Origin of the sequence: Mycobacteroides franklinii, assembly GCF_002013895.1 — a bacterium.
Classification (GTDB): Bacteria; Actinomycetota; Actinomycetes; order Mycobacteriales; family Mycobacteriaceae; genus Mycobacterium; species Mycobacterium franklinii.
Genome location: NZ_MAFQ01000007.1, coordinates 202,608 through 225,406 on the forward strand (window position 1 = coordinate 202,608; position 22,799 = coordinate 225,406).

At 64.6% G+C, this 22,799-nt stretch carries 23 protein-coding genes; 12 read left to right on the forward strand and 11 right to left on the reverse strand.

The window, feature by feature from the left end:
- Window positions 1-9 precede the first annotated feature (9 nt).
- Complete coding sequence (locus B4393_RS13805; RefSeq protein WP_078334598.1) at window positions 10-462, forward strand: nuclear transport factor 2 family protein; 453 nt, start codon at window positions 10-12, stop codon at window positions 460-462.
- Here the strand turns inward: B4393_RS13805 and B4393_RS13810 are convergent, their stop codons facing one another.
- From B4393_RS13810 to gluA, 4 genes are all read right to left on the reverse strand, one after another.
- The gene (locus tag B4393_RS13810) at window positions 463-1,326 is read right to left on the reverse strand and encodes an amino acid ABC transporter permease (RefSeq protein ID WP_078334599.1); all 864 of its coding nucleotides are present in this window, start codon (window positions 1,324-1,326) and stop codon (window positions 463-465) included.
- Window positions 1,323-2,006 carry an amino acid ABC transporter permease gene (locus B4393_RS13815; RefSeq protein WP_070940103.1) on the reverse strand — a complete coding sequence of 228 codons (684 nt, stop codon included), beginning with the start codon at window positions 2,004-2,006 and terminating at the stop codon, window positions 1,323-1,325. The genes B4393_RS13810 and B4393_RS13815 overlap by 4 nt, the downstream gene beginning before the upstream one ends.
- Window positions 2,003-2,953: a glutamate ABC transporter substrate-binding protein gene (locus tag B4393_RS13820; RefSeq protein ID WP_236743170.1), complete on the reverse strand. Its 951-nt coding sequence runs from the start codon at window positions 2,951-2,953 to the stop codon at window positions 2,003-2,005. Before B4393_RS13820 ends, B4393_RS13815 begins: the two co-directional genes overlap by 4 nt.
- Before the next feature lie 83 nt (window positions 2,954-3,036).
- Entirely contained in the window at window positions 3,037-3,765 is a 729-nt protein-coding gene (gluA, locus tag B4393_RS13825) for a glutamate ABC transporter ATP-binding protein GluA (RefSeq protein ID WP_165758462.1), read from the reverse strand.
- 239 nt (window positions 3,766-4,004) lie between these two features.
- On the opposite strand from gluA, the gene B4393_RS13830 reads away from it, so the two are divergent.
- Genes B4393_RS13830 through B4393_RS13840 form a run of 3 tightly spaced genes read left to right on the forward strand, consistent with a single transcriptional unit; the run spans window position 4,005 to window position 6,596 of the window.
- The gene (locus B4393_RS13830; RefSeq protein ID WP_078334602.1) at window positions 4,005-4,415 is read left to right on the forward strand and encodes a hypothetical protein; all 411 of its coding nucleotides are present in this window, start codon (window positions 4,005-4,007) and stop codon (window positions 4,413-4,415) included.
- Window positions 4,416-4,470: 55 nt separating this feature from the next.
- A complete protein-coding gene (gene miaB, locus B4393_RS13835; RefSeq protein WP_078334705.1) occupies window positions 4,471-5,994 on the forward strand; it encodes a tRNA (N6-isopentenyl adenosine(37)-C2)-methylthiotransferase MiaB in 1,524 nt (507 codons plus the stop codon).
- Complete coding sequence (locus tag B4393_RS13840) at window positions 5,991-6,596, forward strand: Rv2732c family membrane protein (protein ID WP_078278091.1); 606 nt, start codon at window positions 5,991-5,993, stop codon at window positions 6,594-6,596. Before miaB ends, B4393_RS13840 begins: the two co-directional genes overlap by 4 nt.
- 9 nt (window positions 6,597-6,605) lie before the next feature.
- Here B4393_RS13840 and B4393_RS13845 read toward each other — a convergent pair whose 3' ends face one another.
- Window positions 6,606-7,868: a DUF349 domain-containing protein gene (locus tag B4393_RS13845; RefSeq protein WP_191986965.1), complete on the reverse strand. Its 1,263-nt coding sequence runs from the start codon at window positions 7,866-7,868 to the stop codon at window positions 6,606-6,608.
- Between the two features lie 270 nt (window positions 7,869-8,138).
- Between B4393_RS13845 and B4393_RS13850 the strand changes: the two genes are divergently transcribed.
- From B4393_RS13850 to hflX, 4 genes are read left to right on the forward strand one after another with little or no spacing between them, the layout of a single operon-like run.
- Window positions 8,139-8,816: a class III extradiol ring-cleavage dioxygenase family protein gene (locus B4393_RS13850; protein WP_078334604.1), complete on the forward strand. Its 678-nt coding sequence runs from the start codon at window positions 8,139-8,141 to the stop codon at window positions 8,814-8,816.
- On the forward strand, window positions 8,816-9,745 hold the full coding sequence (gene miaA, locus B4393_RS13855; RefSeq protein ID WP_078334605.1) for a tRNA (adenosine(37)-N6)-dimethylallyltransferase MiaA: 930 nt from the start codon (window positions 8,816-8,818) through the stop codon (window positions 9,743-9,745). The genes B4393_RS13850 and miaA overlap by 1 nt, the downstream gene beginning before the upstream one ends.
- Window positions 9,742-10,629, forward strand: coding sequence for a diaminopimelate epimerase (dapF, locus tag B4393_RS13860; RefSeq protein ID WP_078334606.1), 888 nt, complete (start codon window positions 9,742-9,744; stop codon window positions 10,627-10,629). Before miaA ends, dapF begins: the two co-directional genes overlap by 4 nt.
- Window positions 10,630-10,675: 46 nt before the next feature.
- Entirely contained in the window at window positions 10,676-12,079 is a 1,404-nt protein-coding gene (hflX, locus tag B4393_RS13865) for a GTPase HflX (protein WP_078334607.1), read from the forward strand.
- Here the strand turns inward: hflX and B4393_RS13870 are convergent.
- Complete coding sequence (locus B4393_RS13870) at window positions 12,076-14,379, reverse strand: molybdopterin-dependent oxidoreductase (RefSeq protein WP_078334608.1); 2,304 nt, start codon at window positions 14,377-14,379, stop codon at window positions 12,076-12,078. The genes hflX and B4393_RS13870 overlap by 4 nt on opposite strands.
- 110 nt (window positions 14,380-14,489) lie before the next feature.
- Here B4393_RS13870 and B4393_RS13875 point away from each other — a divergent pair, with 110 nt between their 5' ends.
- Together B4393_RS13875 and B4393_RS13880 are read left to right on the forward strand one after the other, a co-directional pair.
- Window positions 14,490-15,644 (forward strand): acyl-CoA dehydrogenase family protein, encoded by a 1,155-nt coding sequence (locus tag B4393_RS13875; RefSeq protein WP_070940249.1) that lies wholly within the window; start codon window positions 14,490-14,492, stop codon window positions 15,642-15,644.
- 6 nt (window positions 15,645-15,650) lie between these two features.
- Entirely contained in the window at window positions 15,651-16,196 is a 546-nt protein-coding gene (locus B4393_RS13880) for a GNAT family N-acetyltransferase (protein WP_078334609.1), read from the forward strand.
- Here B4393_RS13880 and lexA read toward each other — a convergent pair.
- Window positions 16,193-16,867, reverse strand: a complete 675-nt coding sequence (lexA, locus tag B4393_RS13885; RefSeq protein WP_078334610.1) for a transcriptional repressor LexA — start codon at window positions 16,865-16,867, stop codon at window positions 16,193-16,195. The two genes, B4393_RS13880 and lexA, sit on opposite strands and share 4 nt — an antisense overlap.
- A 229-nt stretch (window positions 16,868-17,096) precedes the next feature.
- Here lexA and B4393_RS13890 point away from each other — a divergent pair, with 229 nt between their 5' ends.
- Together B4393_RS13890 and nrdR are read left to right on the forward strand one after the other, a co-directional pair.
- Entirely contained in the window at window positions 17,097-17,600 is a 504-nt protein-coding gene (locus B4393_RS13890; RefSeq protein ID WP_070940090.1) for a LysM peptidoglycan-binding domain-containing protein, read from the forward strand.
- Between the two features lie 130 nt (window positions 17,601-17,730).
- Window positions 17,731-18,195 (forward strand): transcriptional regulator NrdR, encoded by a 465-nt coding sequence (gene nrdR / locus B4393_RS13895; RefSeq protein WP_030093814.1) that lies wholly within the window; start codon window positions 17,731-17,733, stop codon window positions 18,193-18,195.
- Between the two features lie 26 nt (window positions 18,196-18,221).
- On the opposite strand, the gene B4393_RS13900 is transcribed toward nrdR, so the two are convergent.
- From B4393_RS13900 to sthA, 4 genes are all read right to left on the reverse strand, one after another.
- A complete protein-coding gene (locus B4393_RS13900) occupies window positions 18,222-18,905 on the reverse strand; it encodes a PhzF family phenazine biosynthesis protein (RefSeq protein ID WP_078334611.1) in 684 nt (227 codons plus the stop codon).
- An 84-nt stretch (window positions 18,906-18,989) separates the two neighbouring features.
- A complete protein-coding gene (locus B4393_RS13905) occupies window positions 18,990-20,069 on the reverse strand; it encodes an alpha/beta fold hydrolase (RefSeq protein WP_109420984.1) in 1,080 nt (359 codons plus the stop codon).
- A 54-nt stretch (window positions 20,070-20,123) separates the two neighbouring features.
- The gene (locus tag B4393_RS13910) at window positions 20,124-21,140 is read right to left on the reverse strand and encodes a proteasome assembly chaperone family protein (RefSeq protein WP_070940088.1); all 1,017 of its coding nucleotides are present in this window, start codon (window positions 21,138-21,140) and stop codon (window positions 20,124-20,126) included.
- Between the two features lie 137 nt (window positions 21,141-21,277).
- A complete protein-coding gene (sthA, locus tag B4393_RS13915; protein WP_232783684.1) occupies window positions 21,278-22,696 on the reverse strand; it encodes a Si-specific NAD(P)(+) transhydrogenase in 1,419 nt (472 codons plus the stop codon).
- Window positions 22,697-22,799 lie beyond the last annotated feature (103 nt).

Sequence of the window (22,799 nt, forward strand, 5' to 3'; positions counted from 1 at the left end):
GGAAGACACATGACACGTCCGCCGTTGCCGCCGTTCGATATGGACTCCGCCCGCCAGAAGGTGCGGGCCGCCGAAAACGCGTGGAACACTCGCGACCCAGAGAGCGTCGCGGCCGCCTACACCGAGGATTCGGTCTGGCGTAACCGCGACGAGTTCATCACCGGCCGCGCCGAGATAATCGCGTTTCTGACCCGAAAGTGGGCCAACGAGAACGGGTATGCGTTGCGCAAGGAGCTCTGGGGATTCCGGGAGAACCGGATGGCCGTGCGCTTCCAGTACGAGTGGCACGACGAGGCCGGACAGTGGTGGCGCAGCTACGGCAACGAGCTGTGGGAATTCACCCCGGAGGGCTTGATGTCCCGGCGAGAGGCCAGCATCAACGACACCCCGATCGCCGACACAGAGCGCCGTATCTTCGGTCCACGGCCCGACGGCGACGAATCGCCGTTGCCGGTCCGCTGACTATTCGCCGTAATCCTGGCGCAGATCCTTACCGAGGCTCTTTTTCCTCCAGCCCTCGCGCAGCTGACGCTCGACCTTGGTGGCCAGCGAGGACAGTGCGAAGTTGATGACGATCATGATGATCGCGACCACGACGAGGGCGGGCAGGTAGTTGCCGTAGTAGGACGCGGATCGGATGCCCGAGCGCACCACCTCGATATAGCCGAAGGCGTAGCCCAGCGCCGAGTCCTTCAGCGCGATGACCATCTGCGAAATCAGTGCCGGCAGCATCGCGGCAATCGATTGGGGGAGCAGGATGAGTCGCATCATCTGCGACTTGCGCATGCCTAGCGCTACGGCAGCCTCGGACTGCCCCTTCGGCAGCGACTGGATACCGGAACGCAGGATCTCGGCGATGACCGAACCGTTGTACAGCGACAATCCGGTCACCACGGCGGCGAACGCCAGGTACTCGGACGGGAAAACTGCCTGCTGGCCGTACAGGTAGTACGAAAACACCATCAAAATCAGCACGGGGATAGCGCGGAAAAACTCCACGAGGGCGCTGGAAATCCAACGCACCGTACGGTGTTCGGAAAGTCGGCCGATGCCGAGCACGGCCCCGAGCACCAGCGCGAAGACGATCGACAACGCCGCCGCGCTGATGGTGCCGAACAGGCCCGGCAGGATGTACGTCGTCCATGTGTTCAGGCGCAGGAAGGGTGACCATTTTTCGGCGGTGAGCTGCTCGTTGGCGATCAAAGTCCAGATTATCCACGCCGCCGCCGCGCCCACCACCACGGCAAACGCGACGGCGATGATCCGATGGAGAGCACGGGCTTTCGGTCCGGGTGCGTCGTACATGACGGTGGCGCTGCCGGTCATCGCTTCACCGCCAACCGCTTCGCGAAGTATCCGAATGTCAGCCCGATGGTCAAGGTGATCACCATGTATCCCGCCGCGATGATGAGGAAGATCCAGAGGATCTGATCGGCGAACAGCTCAATCTCCGAACGCATCAACAGGGCGGCCTCGGCGACACCGATCGCGGAGGCGATCGAGGTGTTCTTGACGAGTGCGATCAGCACACTGCCCATCGGGGCAAGGACCGATCGGATGGCCTGCGGCAACACGATGAGAGACAAGACCCGCGTAAAAGACAATCCGAGAGACCTGGCCGCCTCGGCCTGGCCCAGAGGGACGGTGTTGAAACCTGAGCGCAGCGTCTCACATACGAAAGTCGCTGTGTACAAGGAGAACCCAAGGACCGACAACCAGAAGTTGTTGTTCTTGATGAAATTGGAGTTCTCGGGTGCCAACGCGATTCCGAGATTCTGATAGAGCCCCACCGAGCAGAACAGGATGATCAGGGTCAGCGGGGTGTTCCGGATCAGGTTCACGTACCAGGTTCCGAAGGTTCGCATGATTGGCGCCGGCGAGACTCGCAGACCCGCAAGGATTGTGCCCCAGACAAACGCACCTACCGCCGAGAAGAACGTCAGTTTGAGGGTGGTCCAGAACGCGGGCCACAGCTGCGGACCCATGCTCGCCCACAGCGCGTTCACGCGGCCTCACACACCGCATCGGCGACGGGCTTGGTGCCCGCTATCTTGTCGATCGCGGCCAATGACGGGTCGGGCCGCAACCCATAGACGCCGCTTGCGGCGCGCTTTTCCCAATCGTCGATCGTGTTGCCGCCAAGCGCTTCCCGTAGATCGGAGTCCCAGACACCGGTGGCGATCATCTTGTCGAGTGCGCGATCGATGGCTTCGATGGCCGCGGTATCGCCCTTGGCCAGGCCGATTCCGTACACCTCCCTGGAGAACGGGTCGCCGTTCTTGCGCTCCTTCATGGGCTTCCCGATACACAACGGCTTGCTCAGCTCGTAGTTCATCTGAATCAGCTTGAACTCGCCCTCGTAGCGCTTGGCGTATCCGGCCAGGATCGTCTCGTCGGTGGTGAGCGCGTCGACCTTGCCGCGCCGCAGCGCCTCCACACACGAGGAGTACGAGTCGAACTCCTGCAGTTGGGTACCGGGTAGCAGGTTCTTGACGTTTTGCGCGGGCGTCGAGCCGGACACCGAGCACAGTTTCTTGCCCCGGTTCAGGTCATCGAGCTTGGTCAGTGAATCATCGGCCTTGCGCACCAGAAGCCCTTGGTAGGTAATGAGATACGGGCCGGCGAACGAGACCTTCTGCGCTCGGCTGTAGTTGATCGAGTAACTCCCGGCGATCATGTCCACCGTGCCGTTGTCGATGAGCTGCTCGCGCTGTGCCGAGGGGGTCTCGTACCAACGGATGGTCGGGTGTTTGACGCCCAGCTCGTCGGCGACGGCGTTGACAACGTATTCGGAGATCTTGACGTCGAAGCCACTCATCTTCTTGTCGGGGTGTTGCAGGCCCACGCCCGGCTGGTCGAACTTGGTGCCGAGGATGACGGTGCCGCCGCGGATCGACCCGAGTAGTTGGCGTGGTTCGGTGCTGCCGCACGAACTGATCAGTGCGGTGATCATGGCGAGAGCTGCCACCAGGGCGGTGTGCCGTCGCCTGCGTGTATGAGCTTCTTCGCGCGAACGGCTCGTCAGTGCCTGAGGAATCAATGCCCGAGGATCTTTCCGAGGAAATCCTTGGCGCGTTCGGACTTCGGGTTGGTGAAGAAGCTCTCCGGGTCGGAATCCTCGACAATCGCCCCGTCGGCCATGAAAATGACGCGATCGGCCGCCTTGCGCGCGAACCCCATTTCGTGGGTGACCACCAGCATCGTCATACCCTCTTTGGCCAGCGAGACCATCACGTCGAGAACTTCGTTGACCATCTCGGGGTCGAGCGCTGAGGTGGGCTCGTCGAACAGCATGACCTTGGGGCCCATGGCCAGTGATCGGGCGATGGCGACGCGCTGCTGCTGGCCGCCCGACAGTTGTGCTGGGTACTTGTCTTTCTGGCTGGCGATGCCGACGCGATCAAGCAGCTCGATCGCGCGCGTGCGCGCCGTTTCCTTATCGTGCTTGCGCACCTTGATCGGTGCCAGCGTCACGTTGTCCAGGATTGTTTTGTGTGAGAACAGGTTGAAGGACTGGAAAACCATCCCGACCTCCGCGCGCAGGTGCGCCAGAGCGCGTCCCTCTTCGGGGAGTACGTCACCGTCGATCCGGATGGTGCCGCTGTCGATGGGTTCGAGACGGTTGATGGTGCGACACAGAGTCGACTTGCCCGAGCCGGAGGGGCCGAGGATCACGACCACCTGACCGCGTGGGATCTCGAGGGTGATGTCCTTGAGCACGTGTAGGTCGCCGAAATGCTTGTCGACATGCTCAAGAGAGATCATTGGGATGCTTGTTGCGGAGGAATTAGCCCCGCTCGTTGACGTGTCGGTACTCACCGGCATGGTCAGACAATACGGGTTCCTCACACGTCTGCAGCGCGGAACGAATGGGGCCGCGAATTCGGCGGCGGGCGATCGGATGTGCGACGTGGGCGGCTGTAGCAAACATCTGCCATACTGGGTGTATGCGGGCGCGGCGACGGTCTTCCTTCGACGGTCCGCGAACCAAGGCATTCGCACGGGTGATGGCATCTGTTCTGTTCATCGCATCTTTTCCGGTAGCGGTCGTTAACGGGGCAACTTACTGGGGTTGGATTGTGGCGAGTCTTGGGCTGGTGTTCGGGTTGTTTTTGCTGCCCAGCTCGCTAATGCGTTTGGCCACGCCATCGGGGCAGGTGACGGTCGATACGGGGCTACATCTGCGCGACACAGAGATTCTCGAGCGGCCGCGTCCCCGGCGGGATATCTCGTTCGTAGTCGTCACTGGGCTGATCTGCGTGGCTGTCTTGGTGGCTCTTCGTGAGCTGTTCGTAGAACCCACACTTCCCGGGGCGTGGTTCGGTGCCGGCTGGTGGATGTGGATCAGCGTCAGCGCCGTCTACTGCATCGACGAGTGGTGGCAGGGTCGGCATGTTCCGGAGCGGGAGTCGTGAAGCGTCGTCAATCGGCGCCGGAAACCACCTGAACGCGGGCACGTACCATAAGCCGGTGACCAGTACCGCGACTTCCGAGCAATTGGCGGTCCGGACGTACCAGGTCCGGACCTACGGCTGTCAGATGAACGTGCACGACTCCGAGCGGGTGTCGGGCCTTCTGGATGCGGCCGGATACGTCAAGGCCGCCGATGGCACCGACGCCGACATCGTCATCTTCAACACCTGCGCGGTGCGTGAGAATGCCGACAACAAGCTGTACGGAAACATCAGCCACCTCGCGCCCCGCAAGGCCGCCAACCCGAACATGCAGATCGCGGTCGGCGGATGCCTTGCGCAGAAGGACCGTGAGGGCATGCTCGCCAAAGCGTCGTGGGTAGACGTCGTCTTCGGCACCCACAACATTGGCTCGCTGCCCGCGCTGTTGGAACGCGCACGCCACAACAACGAGGCTCAGGTCGAGATCGTCGAGGCCCTTGAGCACTTTCCGTCGGCGCTGCCGGCGACCCGCGAATCGGCCTATGCGGCGTGGGTGTCGATCTCGGTGGGCTGCAACAACACCTGCACCTTCTGCATCGTTCCCTCCTTGCGGGGCAAGGAGATCGACCGCCGCCCGGGAGACATCCTCGGTGAAGTACAGGCTTTGGTGGACCAGGGCGTGCTCGAGGTGACGTTGCTCGGGCAGAACGTGAATGCCTACGGCATCAACTTCGCCGATCCCGAGATTCCCCGGGACCGTGGTGCTTTCGCTGACCTATTGCGTGCCTGCGGTCGCATCGAGGGACTGGAACGCGTGCGATTCACCTCTCCGCATCCCGCCGAATTCACCGACGATGTCATCGAGGCGATGGCACAAACCCCCAATGTGTGTCCGCAGTTGCACATGCCGCTGCAGTCCGGTTCGGATCGCATCCTCAAGGCGATGCGCCGTTCCTATCGGTCCGAGCGCTTCCTGTCGATCATCGACAACGTGCGGGCGGCCATGCCGGACGCCGCGATCACCACCGACATCATTGTCGGCTTTCCGGGCGAGACCGAAGAGGACTTCCAGCAGACCCTTGAGGTTGTGCGGCGGGCACGTTTCTGTAGCGCCTTTACGTTCCAGTACTCGATCCGGCCAGGTACCCCGGCTGCGGAGCTTCCCGATCAGCTGCCGAAATCCGTTGTGCAGGAACGCTATGAACGCCTTATCGCGCTGCAGGAATCCATCACGCTCGAGGAGAATCAGAAACAGATCGGTCGCACGATCGAGGTGCTGATCGCCACCGGCGAAGGGCGCAAGGACGGCGAGACCGCCCGGATGAGTGGGCGAGCCCGCGATGGCCGTCTGGTGCATTTCCGGCCGCAAGGACAACTCGACGGGGCCCTGCGTCCCGGCGACGTCATCACCGTCGAGGTGACCGGCGCCGCGCCGCACCATCTGATCGCCGACGGGGGAGTGCTCGGTCACCGCCGCACCCGTGCGGGCGACGCACACGAATCGGGCACGAAGCCCAGTACCCCGGGGATTGGCTTGGGGATGCCCGGAATCGGGGCCCCGAAGACAGAGCAGATTGAGGTTGCAGGGTGCGGGCTATGAGTGACTCCGAATCGGGAAAAGAAGACGCCGAATTTGATGAGTTCGCGGCGTTTCAGAAGGATATCGACGCGGCCGAAAAAAAGGTTGCCGGCGAAATCGATCCCGGCGCCCGCGCCATGGTGGTCGCGGTCCTGGTCTTCGCGCTGCTGCTGACCTTCGTGCTCCCACACACCGGTCATGCCAGAGGATTCGACGTTCTGGTGAACGGCGCGATTGCCGATCAGGAATCCGTGCGGGTGCCGTCCCGGATCTTCGTGTGGCTCGCGATGATCTTCGGTGTCGGGTTCTCCATGCTGGCACTGCTGACGCGCCGATGGGTGCTGTCCTGGATTGCGCTGGCAGGCTCGTTCGTCTCCAGCGTGATTGGCATGTTGGCGATCTGGACGCGTCAGACCGCTGGAACCGGGCATCCGGGCCCGGGGATCGGGCTGGTGATCGCCTGGATCGCCGTCATCTTGCTGACCTTCCACTGGGCGCGCGTGGTCTGGTCACGCACCGCGGTGCAGCTGGCAGCCGAGCAGGAGCGGCGCGAGGCCGCCAAGCGCGATCAGCGCAGCTTCCTTGATGACGCCTTCGAGGACGACGAGGACCGGGACAAGTAGTACGGGTAGCTAGCGCGACCGGCTCTTGACCGCCGCCACCGCGGCGTCGGCCCATTCCTGCCACTGCTGGGCGCTGGCCCGTGCCTTCTCGGCATCCTTGGTCTTGCCTGCGGCCTCGGCCTTGGCGGCCTGCTCCTCGAACTGGCGGGCACGAATACGGAACTGTTCGGCACGTGCCTCGGCCTCGGGGTCACCCCAGCTGGACTCGCCGGCCTCGCGCACCCTCTTCTCCACCGCACGCAGCCGCCGTTCCAGATCGGCCTGCTGCTCGCGCGGAACCTTTCCGATGGCGTCCCACTTGTCACCGATAGCGCGCAGCGCCGCCCGGGCACCGTCGACATCGGTGTCCGGATCGATCTTCTCCGCTTCAACCAGCAGCGCGCGCTTGGCGTCCGCGTTCGCCACGAATTCGGCGTCACGGGAGGCGGATTCGGCGTTGCGGGCGGCGAAGAATTTGTCCTGAGCGGCCTTGAAGCGGTGCCACAGGTTGTCGTCGGTCTCCCGGGGTGCCCGCCCGGCGGCCTTCCAGTCGTTGAGCAGATTGCGGAAGGTCGCAGCGGTGGCGCCCCAATCTGTGGAGTCCGATAGCGCCTCGGCCTGCTTACAGAGGTCTTCCTTCTTCTCCCGAGCCCCGGCGCGTTCGCGATCCAGCTCGGCGAAATGGGCTCCGCGTCTGCGGTTGAACGTCTCACGCGCCGTCGAGTACCGCTTCCACAGCACATCGTCGGTCTTGCGGTCGACACCGTGGATCGATTTCCACTCGTCGAGGATCACGCGGATCCGATCACCCGCGGCCTTCCACTGTGTGGAATTGGTGGCCAGTTCCTCGGCTTCGGCGGCGAGCTCCTCCTTGCGAGAAATGCTCGCCGAGCGGGCCTCGTCGCGCTGCGCACGCGCCGCTGCGGCCTGAGCGTCCGCGGACTCCGTCAGCGCCGACAGCCGCGCCGACAGGGAGTCCACGTCACCGAGCACCGCTGCCGTGGGCAGCGTCTCGGCGAGGTGCTCAGCGGCCGTTTTGATCTTGCGTGCGTCACCCGACCCCGATCCGAGTCGCAGCTCCAGCAGCTGGATCTCCGTCTCCAGATCTTCGAATCGGCGTCCGAAATGCGCATATGCCGCGGCGGCGTCCCCGGCCTGCCACGACCCGATCTGACGCTCGCCGGCGCTCGTGATCAGCCAGACCGTGCCGTCATCGTCCACCCGACCGAACTTGTGTGGATCGACATGATGAGCCGCGGGGGCAGGCGCCGCTGCGGCGGGACGCCGCGGCACCGGATGAGGTTTCGGCCCCGGCCGGGGGACGGGGGTAACTCCGGCCTGGGGGGCGGGAGTGACATTTTCTTGCTGTGATGACTGATCCGGCATCGAAACCTCTTCCTACAATTGTTGCCGCGCAGCACGGCGCCCTAAGCTCACTACACCGTTCATTCAAACAGGTGTCATCGCCACACGGGCGAACATATGCCAGATGATTCCGCAAGGAGGCCGCGATGTCCGAGGTGGATATCGCGTTGACCCCGCCTCTGAAGGCCACGTAGGGCTGTGGATCTGTCGATAGCGATCTGCCCGTCGACCCCGCTGCTGGTGCCCGAGTTGGGCGGGGACGTCGCCGAGGAAACCGCTGACCTGCGTGAGGCCGCCACCACGGCGGCGCGAAGTCTTCCGGCACGATGGATCGCCATCGGTGTGGGGGCCGGCCGCTACAGCGGTGAGGTGTCGGGCACCTTCGCCGGATACGGGGTTGACGTGCGCGTCTCACTAGGCCCGGCCGCTGTGCCTATCGAACCCGTCGAGCTGCCGTTACCGGTGCTCATCGCCGGGTGGCTGCGTGCGCGCGCGGGAGCCGGCGAGGTCGAGGTGCGGCTTGTCGGTGCCGCTCACGGTGACGGCGTCGCCGTGGGGCGGGCGTTGCGCGTCGAGATCGAGGCGCAGCCGAAGCCCCCGGGCGTGCTCATCGTCGCCGATGGCGCCAACACCCTCACCGACAAGGCGCCCGGTGGCTACCGGCCCCACGCCCAACAGGCGCAGCTCGCCCTCGTCGACGCGCTGACGCGGGGAGATGCAGCCTCGTTGCACCACTCACCGGATGTCATCACCGGGAGCGCCGCCTACCAGGTGCTTGCCGGATTGGTGGGGTCAGACGCCGTCGAGGCGCGCTGCCTCTACCAAGGGTCTCCGCACGGGGTCGGGTACTTCGCGGGCACCTGGCAGGTGTCGTGATGCGGCCCATAGCCGTCATCGGTCCCACCGCCACCGGCAAGTCGGCGCTCGCATTGGATCTGGCCGAGCGGCTGGGCGGAGAGATCGTCAACGCCGACGCGATGCAGCTGTATCGCGGCATGGATATCGGCACGGCCAAGGTGCCGGATGCCGAACGCCGGGGCATCGTGCACCACATGCTCGACGTGCTCGAGGTGACCGAGACCGCCACCGTGGCCACCTATCAGGAACAGGCTGTCGCGACAATCGACGACATCCGGTCACGGGGGCACGTGCCGGTGATCGTCGGCGGATCCATGATGTATGTCCAGGCTTTGCTTGATGATTGGGCCTTTCCGGCCACGGATGCGCAGGTCCGCGCGCGTTGGGAGGAACGGCTGGCGCAGATCGGTGTCGCCGCGCTGCATGCCGAGCTCGCCGCGCGCGACCCGGCAGCGGCCACGATCATCCTGCCCACCGACGGGCGTCGTACGGTGCGCGCGCTGGAGGTGATCGAGCTCACCGGTCAGCCGTTCGCGGCCTCGGCGCCTACCATCGGCCCACCGCGATGGGACACATTGATCGTCGGATTGGATTGGGAGACCGAGAAACTCGACGAACGGATCGCGCGGCGCACGGATCTGATGTTCGAACAGGGGTTTGTCGCGGAGGTCCAGCATCTGCTGGGTGTCGGATTGCGTGACGGTGTGACTGCATCGCGTGCCATTGGATACGCGCAGGTCATCGCGGCTTTGGAGGCTGGGGGAGGAGCCGATGAGCTGGCGCAGGCACGGGAACTGACGTTCATCGGCACCCGCCGCTACGTTCGTCGTCAGCGATCGTGGTTCGGACGCGATCATCGCGTCACATGGCTGGCGGGCGGGTCCGCGGAGACCGGCGGGCTGGCGGGCGAAATCGAGTCGCGCTGGCGCCTATCCTCGAATACGTGAAGTTCACCAAGGGCCACGGCACCCAGAACGATTTCGTGGTGCTGCCGGATGTCCACATCAAACGTGACCTGTCGGTGGCTGCCGTGCAGACGCTATGTGACCGGCAACGCGGTCTGGGCGCCGATGGCGTGCTGCGCGTGACCACCGTGGGCGCCGCCCTGGAGGGCGGGGTACTGACCGAGAAACCTGCCGGGGTGGGCAGCGAAGACTGGTTCATGGACTACCGCAATGCGGACGGTTCGATAGCCGAGATGTGCGGAAACGGCGTACGGGTGTTCGCCCATTACCTGCGTTCGGTGGGACTGGAACACCGCGATGAGTTCGTGGTCGCGTCGCTGGCCGGCCCGCGGCCGGTGCGCATCAATTCCTGGAGCCAACTCACGGCCGATATCACCGTCGACATGGGGCCGGTGAAGGAATTCGGTACGGGTGAGGCCACCGTCGGCGGTCGCCGATTCTCCGGTTTGGCCATCGACGTGGGCAATCCGCATCTGGCCTGCGTGGATGCGGATCTGACCACCGAGCAGCTACGCATGCTCGATGTGGCCGCACCGGTCACGTTCGACCAGCAGCTGTTTCCCGACGGGGTCAATGTCGAGGTGCTGACGGCGCCGTCCGCGGGGCCGGCGGGCGCCGTGCACATGCGGGTTCATGAACGCGGTGTCGGTGAGACACGTTCCTGCGGGACAGGGACCGTTGCGGCCGCCTATGCGGCACTGCGACACCGTGGAGACCAGACCGGCGAGATCGTGGTCAACATCCCCGGTGGGCAGGTTCGGGTGACGATCACCAACGAATCCAGCTTCCTGCGCGGGCCTTCTATGTTGCTGGCCGATGGCGATATTTCTGACGAATGGTGGGGCGGCATTGGCGCCTGTGGATAATTCAGATGCGATCGATGAGCCCGGGGTGGGAGCATCGGTAGCCAATATGCGTACGACATACCAAACGCCCACCGACGGCGAACTTGCGCTGGAAGACCGCGCCGCGCTCAAACGTGTGGCGGGGCTATCCACCGAACTCGCCGATGTCACCGAGGTCGAATATCGGCAGCTGCGCCTGGAACGGGTTGTGCTGGTAGGTGTCTGGACCGATGGGACCGCGCAGGAGGCCGATGCCAGCATGGCCGAGCTGGCCGCACTCGCCGAAACCGCCGGTTCGGAGGTGCTTGAAGGCCTGATTCAGCGTCGCCAAAAGCCGGATCCGGCAACGTATATCGGCTCCGGTAAGGCCATCGAGCTGCGTGAGATCGTGTTGGCCACCGGTGCCGACACCGTCATCTGCGACGGCGAGCTGAGCCCGGCGCAGCTGGTGGCGCTGGAGAAGGCGGTGAAGGTCAAGGTCATCGACCGGACCGCGTTGATCCTGGACATCTTCGCCCAACACGCCACCAGCCGCGAGGGCAAGGCTCAGGTGGCGTTGGCGCAGATGGAGTACATGCTGCCCCGGCTGCGCGGCTGGGGTGAATCGATGTCTCGGCAGGCGGGCGGACGGGCAGGTGGGGCCGGCGGGGGTGTGGGTACCCGCGGCCCCGGTGAGACGAAGATCGAGACCGACCGGCGCCGGATTCGCGAGCGAATGTCGAAGCTGCGGCGCGAGATCCGCGAGATGAAGACGGTGCGTGACACCAAGCGCAGCCGCCGGCTGGAAAGCGATACCCCGTCGGTCGCGATCGTCGGGTACACCAACGCCGGAAAGTCGAGCCTGCTCAACGCCATCACCGGGGCCGGGGTGCTGGTGCAGGACGCGCTTTTCGCCACCCTGGAGCCGACCACGCGACGCGGGACCTTCGACGACGGGCGCGAATTCGTCATCACGGACACTGTTGGTTTTGTGCGGCACCTGCCCACCCAGCTGGTGGAGGCGTTCCGGTCGACCTTGGAAGAGGTGGCCGACGCGGACCTGCTGGTGCACGTGGTGGACGGCTCCGATCTGGCGCCACTGGCACAGATCGAGGCGGTGCGCGCGGTGATCGGCGAGGTTGTCGCGGACCACTTGGGAGACACAGCATCGGCGTCCCCAGAACTTATGGTAATCAACAAGATCGACGCCGCGGGCGATCTGGCGTTGGCGCAGCTGCGTCGCGCGTTGCCCAAGGCGTTGTTCGTGTCGGCGCATACCGGAGACGGTGTCGCCACGCTGCGTGAGGCCATCGCCGGTGCGGTGCCCCGCGGAGATGTGCCCGTCGATGTGGTGATCCCGTATGAGCGTGGCGATTTGGTGGCGCGAATTCATACCGAGGGCCAAGTGCAATCCACCGAGCACCTGGCGGATGGCACGCGGGTCGTCGGCCGGGTGCCGCACGCGCTGGCGGCTGTCCTCCTGGCCCTTTAGTAACGGCTTTGGTCGCGCGGCACGAACCGCGGCGGGACGTGTGCGCGCACCGGCGGCGGCGTTCCCTCGAAGCGCTCGATCTGCACCAGCACGTGTTGGCCGGTGCAGCCCTGCGCCAACGACGAGGTTCCCGAGTCATCGGTCAGCACGTTCGGATTGCCATGCGCGCAGGGCGAATCCGGGTCGGCGGGATCGATGGGGTCGAACCAGGCCCCCGTGGACAATTGCACGACCCGGGGACGTAGGCCCTCGTCGAGAACCGCCCCGGCCAGACAAGCCCCGCGGTCGTTGAATACCCGCACCACGTCGCCGTCGGCGATACCGCGTGCGGCGGCGTCGCCCGGGTGCATACGTAAGGGTTCGCGTCCCTGGACCTTCGATCCCTGGCTGGTGCGGCCGAAGTCGAGCTGGCTGTGCAGCCGGGTACGGGGCTGGTTGGCGATCAGATGCAGCGGAAAGTGCTCGGCCCGTTTTCCCTTGAGCCATTCGGTGGGCTCATACCAGCGTGGGTGGCCGCCGCAGTCGGCGTATCCGAACCCGTCGATGGTCTCCGAGAAGATCTCGATGCGTCCGCTGGGGGTATGTAGTGGGTGCGCGTCGGGGTTCTCGCGGAAGTCCGAGAGCAGGGTCAAACCAGGGTCGGTCGGCAGCTCCAGGGAGCCGCTGTCCCAGAATTCGTCGAAGGACGGCACCGGGAAGTTCAGGGCGCCAGCCCATTCGGCGTAGATGTGGCGCAACCACTCGGAGGCGGTGCGCCCTTCGGTGAACTGCGCGCCGAACCCGAGCCGGTCGGCCAGCGCCGAGAACGTCGTGTAGTCGTCCCGGGAGTTGGCATACGGCGGTGCCACGGCCTTCATCGCCACCAGCAGCGGATCATTGCGGCTGCCGGAGAAGTCGTCACGCTCCAGGCTGGTGGTGGACGGCACGACGATGTCGGCGTGCTTGGCCATCGCCGTCCACACCGGATCGTGCACCACCACGGTGTCGACGCGGGCCAGCGCACGGCGCAGCCTGGGTAGATTCTGGTGGTGGTGGAAGGGATTTCCGCCCGCCCAGTACACGCATCTGATATCCGGCAAGGTCAGTGTTTGGCCGTTGTATGCCAGCGTCTGCCCGGGCCGCAGCAGTAGCTCGCTGATGGCCGCCACCGGGATGAACGTCTCGACGGGGTTGGGTCCCTGCGGGAAGGTCGGCAGCGGGCAACTGACCGGGGCCAGCCCGGGCTCGTTCATCGACCCGTAGCCATGTCCGAAACCGCCTCCGGGGATGCCGATCTGACCGAGCATCGCGGCCAAGGTGAGTCCCATCCATGGCGCTTGCTCGCCGTGGCGTACCCGTTGGAGCGACCAGCTGACGGTCACCAGGGTGCGCCCGGCCGCCATGCGGCGCGCCAAGCTGCGCAGCCCGCCGGCGTCCAGACCGCTAAGGTTCTGCGCCCATTCCGGGCTCTTGGGCACGCCATCGTCGGTGCCCAGTAGGTAGCGCTCGAATCGTTCGTAACCGGCGCAATAGGTGCGCAAGAAGGTCAAGTCCGCCAGGCCCTCGGTGGCCAGCACGTGTGCCAGCGCGAGCATCACCGCGACATCGGTTCCGGGAACTGGTGCGTGCCATTCGCATTCGCCGTCGATATCGTCGCGCAGTGGGCTGAACGAGACGATGCGTCCACCACGGCCGCGGAACCGGTTGAGGGCATCGCGCGCGGGGTGGGCGGTGGTTCCGCCGTGGTTGACGCCCGTGTTCTTCAGGGCGATTCCGCCGAATGACACCAGCAGATCGGTGTTCTCGACGATGACATCCCAGGACGTTGACCTCTTGAACAGTCCGTCATGGGTTCCGATCACGTGCGGCATGATGACGCCGGTTGCGCCGAGGCTGTACGAGTGACGGGAAAAGGTGTACCCGCCAAGCAGTTTCAGGAATCGATGCACCTGGCTCTGGGCGTGGTGAAAGCGCCCCGCGCTGGCCCAGCCGTACGATCCGCCGTAGATGGCCTCGTTGCCGTGGGTGTCGACGATGCGCCGCAGCTCGGCGGCCAGCAGTTCGGTGAGCTCATCCCAGGACACCTCCACGTACTCGTCGGAACCGCGCGCCGTGCTGGGGCCGGGACCGTCCCGCAGCCAGCCGCGGCGGACCGACGGCGCCGTCACCCGGGCCCGGTGCCGGATCGAGCCGGGAATGTTCTGCAGCAGCGGTGAAGGATCGGTATCCGTGCCCAGCGGAGTGACGCCGATCACTTCGCCGTCACGGACCTCGGGCGTGAACGCCCCCCAGTGGGTATGTGAAAGTGCCGGCCTGGTCACCCTAATCAGCCTAGGCTTTCTGTCCGTCGAAACCAGGTAGGCGAGTACCAACCGACCAGTGGGTTGGTATACATTCTGCCGAGTACGTAAACCCAAACCGGAAGGTGATCATGGCCGGCGCCGTCAAGTTCAAACGCACCATTTTCGAACCCGAGCACGAACTGTTCCGCGAGTCGTTCAAGACCTTCCTGGAACGGCATGCCGAGCCGTACCGGGAGGAGTGGGACGAGAACAAGATCGTCGACCGCTCTCTCTGGGTCGAGGCCGGCAAACAGGGCTTCCTGGGCACTGACATGCCCGAGGAGTTCGGCGGCGGCGGACTCGTCGATTTCCGCTACAACGCCATCATTGGCGAAGAGATCACCAAGGCTCGCCAGTCGGGTATCGGTTTCACTTTGCACAACGATGTCGCGGGTCCGTACTTCCGGGATTTGGCCAACGACGAGCAGAAGGCCCGCTGGTTCCCGGGATTCTGTTCCGGCGAGCTGATCTCGGCAATCGCCATGACCGAGCCGGGCACCGGTAGTGACCTGCAGGGCATCAAGACTCGCGCCGTCAAGGACGGCGATCATTACATTCTCAATGGGTCCAAGACCTTCATCACCAATGGCATCAACGCCGATCTGGTCATCGTGGTCGCACAGACCGACCCCGAGAAGGGTGCGCTGGGCTTCAGCCTCATCGTCGTGGAGCGCGGCATGGAGGGCTTTGAGCGCGGCCGCAAGCTCGACAAGATGGGCCTTGACGCACAGGACACCGCCGAGCTGTCCTTCACCGATGTCCGCGTGCCCGCCGCCAACCTGTTGGGTGACGAGGGGCAGGGCTTCATCTACCTCATGCAGAACTTGCCCCAGGAGCGCATGTCGATTGCCGTCGTAGCGGCCGCCGCGATGGAAACCATGCTTGAGGCGACGATCCAGTACACGTCCGAACGTAAGGCGTTTGGCAAGCCCATCAAGAGCTTCCAGAACAGCCGCTTTGTGCTGGCGGAACTCGCCACCGATGCCACGATGATCCGGATCATGGTCGACGAGTTCATCACGCTGCTCAACAAGAAGGAATTGAGTGTCGAGCAGGCCGCGATGGCCAAGTGGTACAGCACCGAGAAGCAGGTCCACCTGATCGACCGCTGCTTGCAGCTGCACGGTGGTTACGGCTTCATGCGTGAGTACCCGGTGGCCCGGGCGTACATGGACTCCCGTATCCAGACGATCTACGGCGGAACCACCGAGATCATGAAGGAGATCATCGGGCGTTCGCTCTAGTCGCCCATGCATATTCGTGACGCCACGGCCGCCGACGCGGCCGCGTGTGCGGCGATCTATGCGCCGTATGTGACCGACACGGCTATTTCGTTTGAGGAGGTGCCGCCGTCGGATGTCGTTCTTGCCGAACGCATCCAGACGGCGGCCCACCGCCACGCCTGGCTCGTCGCCGAGGATGGCGGGGAAATTCTCGGGTATGCCTATGCGGTGCCCTGGAAGTCACGCTCGGCTTACCAATGGGCCTGTGAGGTCAGCGTGTATGTCGATGGTGCGCGACGCCAGCGCGGCGCGGGCCGCCGGCTGTACACGGCATTGCTTGACCGGCTTCGCGATCTTGGTTATCGCACGGTGCTGGCGGGTGTCGTAGTGCCCAATGGCGCGAGCGAAAAGCTGCACCTGGCAATGGGATTCGAGCAGGTTGCGCTCTACCGCAGGATTGGCTACAAGCTTGGCAGCTGGCAGGACGTTGCGTATTTCCAGCTATTTCTACCGTCCTCGGACGGTCATGCGGATGATGATTCCGCGCCCGGGCCACCGCCCGGACAGGCCTAGATCTTCCGGATAACGGTGACAACCTTGCCGAGGATGGCGGCGTCGTTACCGGGAATCGGTTCAAACAAAGGGTTGTGCGGCATCAGCCAGACCTGACCCGCCGTCCGCTTGAACGTCTTGACGGTCGCTTCGCCGTCGATCATCGCCGCCACGATATCGCCGTTGTCGGCGACGTTCTGCTGGCGAACCACCACCCAGTCGCCATCGCAGATCGCTGCGTCGACCATCGACTCACCGACGACCTTGAGCAGGAACAACGAGCCCTCGCCGACGAGCTCACGGGGGAGCGGGAACACATCCTCGACGGCCTCCTCGGCCAGGATGGGACCACCGGCGGCGATGCGCCCCAGCACCGGCACGAACGTCGGTTCCGGCAGGTCGCCCGAGCCGATGACGTCACTGGTGACCGACGCACCGCGGGTTTCCTCGAGTCCTCGAACATCAACGGCGCGCGGACGATTGGGATCGCGCCGCAGGAATCCCTTCTGTTCGAGGGTGCGTAGCTGATGGGCGACCGATGAGGTGGAGGTGAGCCCGACGGCGTCTCCGATTTCGCGGATGCTCGGGGGGTAGCCCCGTTCATTCACCGATGCGCGGATGACCTCCAGGATGGTCCGCTGGCGCTCGGTCAGTGAACCGGTGGCGGGTCCCTTGCTGGGTGTATCGCTCATGGGCCCGAATCTAGACCTGTCGACGACATTTATCAAACATGTGTTCGATGCGTGTCGTGCATCCTGCCTGGCAGGTCGGCTGAGCGGCGCATCTGCACTGGTCAGAGGCACTTGTCGGTGGTGAATGCTACAAATCGATCACATGTTCGGATATCGAACACATGATCGAGTACATTCGAACATAAGAGCGAACGGGCACACCGATCGACAGGACAGGAAGGCATTGCAGATGAGCACAAACGTTCTCGCCACGCCACGTAGTTCTCACGTCCGCGCGAACACGACGCGCGAATGCGCGCCACAAGTACGGGCGTACAGCGCGGAATATCCGCGGACTCAGCGTCGGGCACTGCCGGTGCGCACCGTCGCTTACCGCCGGCCCGCCGGGCGGCCGGTCGCGTACCGGGGTACCGGTATCCGCGTCTCGGCCGCAGTGCATGGTCGCCGCCCCGTGAGCCTGAAAGCCACCCTTGTCGTCGCGGTGGGCGCTGCGGTCGCGACGATGTGGCTGTTGATGCTCGGCCAGGTCAGCGCCGCAGGAGTCGGTGGAGCGGGTGTGCCGGATCGTGTGGCGGTCGTTCAGGTCGCTCCTGGAGAGACCCTGGCCGACGTGGCCTCGCGTGTTGCGCCGGAGGCACCGCGCTCAGCGGTGGTTTCCAAGATTCGTGAACTCAATGAACTCGACTCGGCGACAGTGCAAGCCGGTCAGACGCTGGTTTCCCCGGTCGGCTGATCGGCGCACGGACGTGACCTTCAGGCGTGCGGGAGCACGGGTATCCTCGACACCGGTCTGGGCGCGCTGCGCGGTGCGTCAGCCCGTCCGGGCCAACGACATGGAGTTCAGAACCGGCGAAGGAGCAGTAATGCACTGTCCGTTCTGCCGTCATCCTGACTCGCGCGTTGTCGATTCCCGTGAGGCGGACGAGGGCCAGGCGATACGGCGCCGCCGATCGTGCCCGGAGTGCGGCCGTCGTTTCACCACCGTGGAGACCGCTGTGCTGGCCGTGGTGAAGCGCAGCGGCGTCACCGAGCCGTTCAGTCGTGACAAGGTCATCAAGGGGGTACGCCGGGCCTGCCAGGGCCGCGATGTCGACGACGATGCGCTGAATCTGCTTGCCCAGCAGGTTGAGGACGCCGTCCGGGCTGCCGGATCCCCGGAGATCCCTAGCAATGAGGTGGGCCTGGCGATCCTTGGCCCGTTGCGCGACTTGGATGAGGTTGCATACCTGCGCTTCGCCTCGGTGTATCGAGGGTTCAGCTCCGCCGAGGACTTCGAACGTGAGATCGCCGCGCTGAGAGCGCATCGGGACGCGCCAACAGGATCCTGACCTGCCGCGGCGCGGTGTCGGTTGCTCTAATCCAATGTGAGCGATTGGTCGGCGACAACACGGCCACCGATCGTCACCCAGCCCTCAGGGCTCCACTGCGTGAGAATCTGCGATCCCTTGCCCTGATTGATGATCAGGTCGCGGCTCAACAAATCAGTCATCCGTGCCGCTACGGACCCGGTCGCTTCGTCCTCGCTGACGCCCAGGTCGGATGCGAACACCCGTGATCGCACCAGGCTGGCGTCGCGGTCCTGCCACGCCCATACGCAATGCAGCAGCTCGTCCGCGTAGTCGGCGGGGTCTGCGGCCTCCACATCGGCAGGGGAGCCGGTTTCGTGGAAATCGGTTTCCGGGGCCCAATCGGACCGGGCCTGTATCCACGTGCGCTCGTCGTAGCTCACAGGTAGCACGCCCGCGGGAACCTGCAGGGTGTTGACCGGTGTTCCGCGTTCGCGCAGCCACCACGCCAGCCCCACTGTCGGATGCCCGGCGAAGGGAAGTTCGGCCGCCGGAGTGAAGATCCGTAGATGTGCGGTGTTGGATCCTTCGGCTGGAAGATCGACGAAAACCGTTTCGCTGAAACCTAACCGGGCAGCGATCTGCTGCCGATCCGGCGCCGCCACGTCGGCGCCGTTGACGATCCCCAAGGGATTGCCGAAGTTGCCTGTCTCGTCGGTGAATACGCGTACAACCGCGACGTCAACGCTCATTCCTCGACTCTACGTCCCGCATACGCTACCTGCGACGGTACCCGTGAACAGGGCAAATCTTTGGTGGCGCTTCAGCTCTCGAGGTTATGTGGCGCTGCGCTCGTCTGTGCCCATGGCGTCGAGGACCGCCATGCGGGTGCGTGCGGCCCCGCCGATGGCGTGTTCGGTGACCCCGGTGCGCAACAATCGGCGCAATTCGTCCTCGTTGTATTCGCCGGGCTCTGTCGATGCGATGAATTGGCGCACGATGCCGATGAATCGTTCGGGATCGTCATGGAACGGGAAATGCCCAGATTTGTCGAAGATCTCGAGCGTCGCGCCGGGCATCGCGGCATGGGCGAGATGCCCGTGGCTGACGGGGATAACCAGGTCGTCACTGCCCCAAATAAGCTGCACAGGAACAGATTCCGTCAAATAACATCGGTCCAGCATGGTCACCACCTGGCCGCGCCAGTCCACCACGGCGCGCAGCGTCCGGGTGAACGCGGCCGAGGCCCGGGGTTCGGGTAGGTCGGCCAGAACTCGCAGCACGTCGGGGATGTCGCGAGCCATTCCCGCCCGTCCGAAGGTCGCCCGCGCCACCGCACCGGTCAGCCGGACCATGGGCATTGCCAACGGCAACCTCAACAGTCCCAGCGCATCTCCGATGAACGGCAGTGATGCGCAACGCAATACGATGTTGACGTCCTTGGTCACCCCACCCGGCGCGACCAGGATGAGTCGCTCCACCAGGTGCGGGAACTGGTACGTGAATTGCATCGCGACGCCGCCGCCCAGCGAATGTCCGACGACCGTGACTCTGTCGACGTCCAGGACGGCCAACAGATCCCGCATGCCATTGGCATAGGCCGCAACCGAGTAGTCGGCCCGCGGTTTGTCCGACTGCCCGTGCCCCAGCAGGTCCGGGGCGATCACGGTGAAATGCTCGGCGAGCTTTGCGTGCACGCTGTCCCATGTCGCCGAGTTGTCGCCGATCCCGTGGATGAGCAGCAGCACCGGCCCGGACCCGGCGATCCGGAACGCGCGACGATAGCCATGGATGGTGCGGAACGCCAGCCGCGGCTGCGTCGGTGTGCCGGCGGCGGAATCGGTGTTGTCGCCACCGACCCCGTCGATGCGCTCGGCGTCCGGCACCGGACGCAGCAGCCGCGGGGGAGGGTTCATGTGAAGTATTTTCACCCTTCGCCGCAAATTTGGCGCGGCGAGCGCTTAACCGGGCTAGAGAATCGGGCCATCCGGCGACTGCCCGGACGGGTCATCACCGAACTTGGCCTGTTCGGCCAGGAATCGCTCGAACTCGCCAGCCAACTCGTCGCCGCTGGGCAGCTCCTCATCCCGTGCCAGCAACGAGCGGTTCTCCTGTGCCGCGACGAAGGCGTCGTACTGGCGCTCCAGTGCCTGGACCACCTGGGCCACTTCCTCGCTGCCTTCCACCTGATCGTTGATCTGGTTTCGTACCTTGGCGGCTGCCTCGGTGAGCTCCTGTAACGGCAGATCCAGATCGCCGGTCCGCGCCACCTCCTCCAGCAGGCGTTGCGAGGCCTCCGGATAGTCGGTCTGCGCCAGGTAATGCGGAACGTGGACGGCGAAGCCCACCACGTCGTGGCCGTGCTGAGCCAGGCGGAATTCCAGCAGATTCGATGCGCTGCCCGGCACCTGGACCTCGTCGATCCAGCCCGGATGCTCGTCGAGCGTCTTACGGTCGTTGCCGTGCGCGGTCAGGGTAATCGGCCGGGTATGCGGAACGGCCATCGGAATGGCGCCCAACCCAATGGTCTTGCGCACGCCCAGCTGGTCGGCCAACAGCCGGATGGCGTTGACGAACCGCTCCCATTTCAGATCCGGCTCAAGCCCGGCCAGCAGCAGGAATGGCGTGCCCTTGGTGTCCTTGAGCGCGTACAGGTTGAGCTCGGGAGTGGCGTATTCGGTGAAGTGATCACTCTTGAACGTCATCACCGGCCGGCGCGAGCGGTAGTCCAGCAGGTCATCGATCGCGAATGAGGCCACCAACTCGCTCTCCAGCGTGTTGCGCAGATGCGCTGCGGCCAACTTCACGGCATGGCCGGAGTCGGAGAAACCCTGTAGCGCGTGCACGAGAACCGGGCCGCGGCCATCGGCAGATGCCAGCTGCGGGCCCGGAAATTCCAGCTCGTACATGCTGGATGACCCGCTCGCGCGAAGACCGTCCTGGTCCGGCTTGTACGGCTGTGGCTCTGCGCCCTCATTGCTGTTCATGGTTACGCCTCCCTTCGCGTCCTCGTCCCACCAGTGTCCCTTACCGGCAGGCAAACGGCGAATGTACCTATGGGCTCAACGGCCCAGGCGGGATGCGAATTCCAGGCGCGCAGCGTATTCGCCGAGCGCGAAATCTCTCAGGCCTTGAACTGGTTGAGTGCGCGAATCTTGTTCATCACATCGAGCGCGGCCACCTTGTATGCCTCCGAGAACGTCGGATAGTTGAAAACCGCGTCTACCAGGTATTCGACGGTGCCGCCGCAGCCCATCACCGCCTGCCCGATGTGCACCAGGTCGGTGGCATCGGAGCCGAAGATGTGCACTCCGAGCAGCTTGAGATCCTCGGTGGACACCAGCAGCTTGAGCATGCCGTAGGAATCCCCGGCGATCTGACCGCGCGCCAGCTCGCGGTAACGCGAGATGCCCACCTCGTAGGGAATCGCATTCTTGGTGAGCTCAACCTCGGTGGCACCCACATAGGACACCTCCGGGATGGAGTAGATGCCGATCGGCTGCAGATCGGTCATGCCCTTCGACGGTTCGCCAAACGCGTGATAGGCCGCCAGGCGTCCCTGATCCATCGAGGTGGCCGCCAGCGCCGGGAACCCGATGACATCGCCCACCGCGTAAATGTGGTCAACCTTGGTCTGGAAATTCGCGTCGACCCAGATCCGGCCGCGGTTGTCGGCCTCCAGCCCCGCCTTGACGAGGTCGAGCTGATCGGTCTGGCCCTGCCGTCCAGCGGAGTACATGACGGTGTCGGCGGGAATCTGCTTTCCGCTCGCCAGCGTGGTCATGGTGCCGGAGTCGTTGACGGCCACCGCAGTGACCTCCTCACCGAAACGGAACGTCACCGCCAGATCGCGCAGGTGAAAACGAAGGGCCTCAACGACTTCCGGGTCGCAGAAGTCGAGCATGGTGTCACGCTTCTCCACCACGGTCACCTTGGTGCCCAGGGCGGCGAACATGGAGGCGTACTCGATGCCGATGACACCGGCGCCCACGACGACCATCGACCCGGGAATGAAACGCAGATTCAAGATGCCGTCCGAATCCAAGACGCGTTTCTCGTCGAAGGCCACCCCGTGTGGCCGGGCCGGATTGGTTCCGGTCGCGATGACGACGTACTCGGCGTGCAATGTGGTGCGCTCGCCGCGGGAGGGTTCCTCCACCACCACGGTGTGCTCGTCGGCGAAACGGGCGACGCCGCTGATCAAGTCGATGCGGTTGCGCAGCAGCTGCGCGCGCACCACCTCGATTTCCTTGCGGATGACGTGCTCGGTGCGGGCCAGCAGGTCTTCCGGGGTGATGTTGGCCTTCACTCGGTAGCTCGCGCCGTACAGCTCGCGCTGGTTCATACCGGTCAGGTAGAGCACCGCCTCGCGCAGCGTCTTCGACGGGATCGTTCCGGTATTGGTGCAGACACCGCCGAGCATGTTGTCGCGTTCGACCACTGCCACCGTCTTACCCAGCTTGGCCGCGGCAATGGCGGCCTTCTGTCCACCGGGGCCGGAACCGATGACGACGAGATCGTAGGTGGGGGTGTCTGCTGCCATGGGTGTACTCATACGCCGGTTCGTCGAATCGTGCATGCCGTCCGCGTCACGGCGACGTGAACAGTTGTCCCAGCCGAATCTCGCGCGCGCCTCCTGGGACCCA